The organism is Streptomyces silaceus (genome assembly GCF_001419745.1).
GTDB classification, from domain to species: Bacteria; Actinomycetota; Actinomycetes; order Streptomycetales; family Streptomycetaceae; genus Streptomyces; species Streptomyces silaceus.
In genome coordinates this window covers 1-4476 of record NZ_LIRJ01000269.1, presented here as the reverse complement: position 1 = coordinate 4476, position 4476 = coordinate 1, and the positions used below count along the sequence as shown (strand labels likewise).

The 4476-nt window shown below is 75.7% G+C and carries 4 protein-coding genes; 2 read left to right on the top strand and 2 right to left on the bottom strand.

Annotation, left to right across the window (positions count from 1 at the left end):
- The coding region (locus AOK22_RS39980) for an SUKH-4 family immunity protein (protein WP_244164962.1) at positions 1–1488 on the top strand (1488 nt) is incomplete at its 5' end.
- A 277-nt stretch (positions 1489–1765) separates the two neighbouring features.
- Positions 1766–2665, top strand: coding sequence for a coiled-coil domain-containing protein (locus AOK22_RS24105; protein ID WP_055700802.1), 900 nt, complete (start codon positions 1766–1768; stop codon positions 2663–2665).
- 21 nt (positions 2666–2686) lie between these two features.
- On the opposite strand, the gene AOK22_RS24100 is transcribed toward AOK22_RS24105, so the two are convergent.
- Together AOK22_RS24100 and AOK22_RS24095 are read right to left on the bottom strand one after the other, a co-directional pair.
- Positions 2687–4288 carry a sodium/solute symporter gene (locus AOK22_RS24100; RefSeq protein ID WP_055700801.1) on the bottom strand — a complete coding sequence of 534 codons (1602 nt, stop codon included), beginning with the start codon at positions 4286–4288 and terminating at the stop codon, positions 2687–2689.
- Positions 4285–4476 (bottom strand): DUF485 domain-containing protein (locus tag AOK22_RS24095; RefSeq protein ID WP_157872276.1); only part of this gene is annotated, 192 nt, incomplete at its 5' end. The genes AOK22_RS24100 and AOK22_RS24095, both read right to left, overlap by 4 nt.

The following is a 4476-nucleotide window of genomic DNA, read 5'->3' as shown; positions in this document are numbered from 1 at the left end:
CAGCCTCCGGGTCCGCCCGGTGCTCCCGGTACGCCTCCCGGCGGTGTCCACCACGCCGCGACGATGTTCGCCGACCCGAGCCTGGGCGGCGGGCTCAAGCCTCCGGGTGCCCCCGGCGCTCCGGGCGCGCCCCAGCCGCCCGGCCCTCCTGGCGCGCCCGGCGCTCCCGGTGCGCCCCAGCCTCCGGGTCCGCCCGGTGCTCCCGGTACGCCTCCCGGCGGTGTCCACCACGCCGCGACGATGCTGGCCGACCCGAGCCTGGGCGGCGGGCTCAAGCCCCCGGGCGCGCCCGGTGCCCCGGGTGCGCCCCAGCCGCCCGGCGCCCCCGGTGCTCCTGGTGCGGGCGCCCCCGGCACCCCGCCGCCGGGGGGCGGCGTCCACCACGCCGCGACCATGCTGGCCGGGCCCGCCGTCGGCGGTCCGGGTGCGCCCGGGATGCCCCCGCCGCCCGCGCCGGGGCAGCCCGGTGCTCCCGGTGGTCAGCCCTACGGCTATCCGCAGCCGCCCACCGGTCAGCCGACCGTGGGCCCCGGCTACCAGGCCGTGCTGCGCTACCGCGCGGCCGACGGCTCCGAGCAGCAGCTCATCCGCCGCTCGGCGCCCGGCACCCCGCACCCGGAGTGGCAGATCCTGCACGAGCTGCGCGGCATGAACGTGCCGCCGCAGCAGGTGCTCGAACTCCACACCGAGCTGGAGTCCTGCGAGCTGCCCGGCGCGTACTGCGCCCGGATGATCCGCGAGACCTGGCCGCAGGCGCGGATCACGTCCATCGCCCCGTACGGCAGGGACCACGCGTCCCGTCAGCAGGGCATGCAGCAACTCCTGGAGCACCAGGGCGAGTTGCACCAGGTCGCGGACGGCCCGGCCCGCCCGGCCCCGGTGCGCGCCCCGCTGCAGCAGATGGCGCCCGCCCCGGCGATCCCGCCGGAGGGCATCGCGCAGGAGCTGGCCGCGGCCTTCGGCCCCGGCATCTTCCGCTTCGACCAGCGCGCGGTGTCCCGGCAGGGCGTGCCGGACATCGTGGCGCACACCCTCGTGGTGGCGGGTCTGCCCGTCGACTTCGGGCCGTTCTTCTGGGCGCAGGCCCAGCCGGGGCGTCCGGTGCCGACGCTGGCCGAGCTGGCGCAGGAGCGCGGGGTGCAGCCGGCGTCCGACGCGGGGTCGTACCTGGTCATGGGCAGCGACTTCGGCCGTGCGCTCTGTGTCCAGTACGGCACGGCGAACATCGTGGCCGTGCCGGTGGAGGCCGGCCCCGGCGGTGCGCCGGTGCCGCCGCAGTTCGTGAACACCGGGCTGCCCGAGTTCGCGCGCTGCATGGCGCTGCTCGGGCGGATGTGGCGGCTGCGGTTCGGGCTCAACCAGGAGCAGGCGGGCCGCTGGACCGTCGACTTCCAGAGCCAGCTGGCGGCCCTGGACGGCGCGGCCCTGGCCTCGCCGGAGAGCTGGTGGTCGGTGCTCCTGGAGCAGATGTGGGACGGCCTGCTGTAGCGCCGTGCCGTGCGCGCTCGCGTACGGCATGAGATGGCGGACGAAGGCGTCCGGCCCGGGAACGGGCCGGACGCCTTCGTCGTGCGCGCCCCGGAGTCGGTGGCCGCCGCAAGTGGCCGGGGACACGGCCCTCCGATTCCGACTTCTGCCGCCAATTGACGCATCCTTGACCGGTGGGGTGGGCGGAGTGTCGCGTTATGAGCATTTCCGCTTGATCCATCAAGATGTGCGCCAATCGCGCTGTGCGCGCGTGGTCCGTCGGAGAGGGGATCCAAGGATGAGCAGCAGCGGTGCGCCGTCGTCGCACGGCTTCGTCACCGTGCGCGGGCGCGGCTACCGCCCCGCGCAGGTCGAGGCGTACGCCACCGGACTGTCCCAGGAGCGGGACGCGGCGTGGGAGCGGGCCGCCCGGCTGACGGTCCTCGCCAAGGACATGGAGGCGGAGGCCGAGCACCTGCGGGACGCGGTCTCGCGGCTCGCCCCCCAGACGTACGAGACGCTCGGCGGGCGCGCCCAGCGGATCCTGGCGCTCGGCGAGGAGGAGGCCGCCGCCCTGCGCGAGGCGGCGCAGGCCGAGGCGCAGCGGCTGGCCGAGGCCGCCGAGGCCGACGCGCGTCGGACGCGGGACGCCGCGCGCGCCCACGCCGAACGGGTCGGCGCCGACGCCGAGGAGTGGGCGCGGCTGCGGCTGCTGGCCGACCGCGGCACCGCGGACGAGGCACGGGTCGAGGCCCGGCGGGACGTGAAGGAGTGGCGCGGCGAGGCGCTCGCGGCGCTGCGCGAGATGCGGCAGCGGTGCGAGGGGCTGCTCGCCGACCAGGAGAAGGAGCAGGCCGAGCGGTGGGAGGCCGCCGAGCGCGAGGCGGCCGAGCGCGAGGCGGCCTCGGACGCGCGGGACGCGGAGCGGGTGGCCGCCGCGGAGGCCCGGCTCTCCGAGGCCAAGCGGGCCTTCGCCGAGGCGGAGGAGTCCGCGAGGCACCGGCAGGAGGACGCCGAGGCGCGCGGCGCGGAGCTGGTCGCGCAGGCCGCGGTGCGCGAGGAGCGGCTGGCCCGCGAGACCGAGCGGGTGCTGCGCGAGCACGGCGAGCAGTGGGACGAGGTGCGGGCGCACATGGACCATGTGCGCAGCAGCCTCGCCGCGCTGACGGGACGGGCCCCCGCGGAGGAGACGCCGTAGCGGCGCCCCGGTCCGGCACGGTCATCGGCCCCGCCGCACCGCCCCCGCCAGGATCGACCCCTCCACGGCCTCGTACCGTCTGCGCTGGTCCTCGGCCCGGCCGCGGTCGGACAGGCGGGTGCCCAGCCAGCCGAGGAGGAAGCCCAGCGGGATCGAGGCGATGCCCGTCGTGGTGAACGGGAACCACGTGAAGTCGTGGTGCGGGAAGGCCGAGCCGGGACTGCCGGAGACGAGGTTGGTGCCGGTCATCAGGACGGTCGCGCCGAGCGTCCCGCCGAGCAGGGTGCAGAGCAGGCCGGTCTGTGTGTAGCGGCGCCAGAAGAGGCCGTAGACCAGGGCGGGCGCGAGGGCGGAGGCGCCCAGGCAGAAGGAGAGGGTGGCCAGGGGCTGGAGGTTGTGGTCCTTGACCAGGACCGCGAGCAGGATCGCCGGTACCCCTATGGCCAGCGCGGAGGCGCGGGCGAGCGTCATCTCGCGGCGCGGCGAGGGCGTGCGGCGGCCGTGCGCGAAGACGTCGTGCGCGAGGGAGTTGGCGCAGGCGAGGATCATGCCGGCCACGGACGCGAGCAGCGTCAGGAACAGCGCCGTGGTGACCGTCGTGAAGACCAGCGTCTCGACGGCCGAGGTGTCGGCGCCGAACGCCGCGCGGGAGCCGAGCAGATAGGCCGTGTTGCCCTGCGGGTCCTCCTCGATGATCGCCGCGCTGCCGACCAGCGCGGTCGCGCCGAACCCCACCACGGTGATGACCAGGACGAACAGCGACACGGACGAGACCGCCCAGGACATGGAGCGCCGTATCTCGCGGGCGTTGCGCGCCGTGTACATGCGCATCGTGACGTGCGGGAGCGCCGCGCCGCCGAGGACCACCGTCAGCTCCGAACTGATCATGTCCAGGCGGGGGTGGGGGCTGTCCGCGAACTGCAGCCCGGAGCGGAGGAAGGCCGGGCCCGCCCCGCTGCCGCGCTCGGCCGCCGCGAGCAGGGCGCCCACGTCCCAGTCGAAGCGGCGCAGGACCAGGACGGCGACCACGACGCCCGAGCCGAGCAGCGTCACGATCTTCAGGATCTGGATGAGGGCGGTGCCCTTCATGCCGCCGAGCGCCGCGTAGCTGATCATGAGGGTGCCGAGCGCGACGATGCAGCCGGTCTTCAGGCCCTCGCCGGAGAAGCCGAGGACGAAGGCCAGCAGGTCGCCCGCGCCCGCCAGTTGGACCAGCATGAGCGGGAGCAGCGCCGCGAGTGTCGCCGCGCACACGGCGATCCGTACGGCGCGGCCCGGCATGCGGCGCGCCAGGACGTCGCCCATGGTGAACCGGCCCGCGTTGCGCAGGGGTTCGGCCAGCAGGAACATCAGGAGCGTCAGGGAGAGCGCCGTGCTCAGGGCGAGGACCACGCCGTCGTAGCCGAGCAGGGCGATCACGCCGCCGGTGCCGAGGACGGTGGCCGCCGAGATGTAGTCGCCCGCGATGGCCAGGCCGTTGCGCATCGGGGAGAGCGCGCCGAAGCCGGTGTAGAACCCGTCGAGGTCGTCCCGGTCGGGGACGGCCAGGACGCACAGCAGCAGGGTGAGGGTGGCCACGGCGGTGAAGGCCACCAGGGACATGGTCTGCGCGTCCTCGCTCATGGCCGGCCCCCGCCCGCCCGCGCGTCGGCCAGCTCGGCCTGCTTGCGCAGCCGTTCGGCGAGCGGGTCCAGACGGCGGCGTGCCGTGCGCTCGTACAGGACCAGGGCGAGGCAGGTGACGGGGAGCTGGCACAGGCCGAGCAGCAGGCCGGTGCTCAGGCCGCCGGTGACGGTGCCGGTCATCAGGGC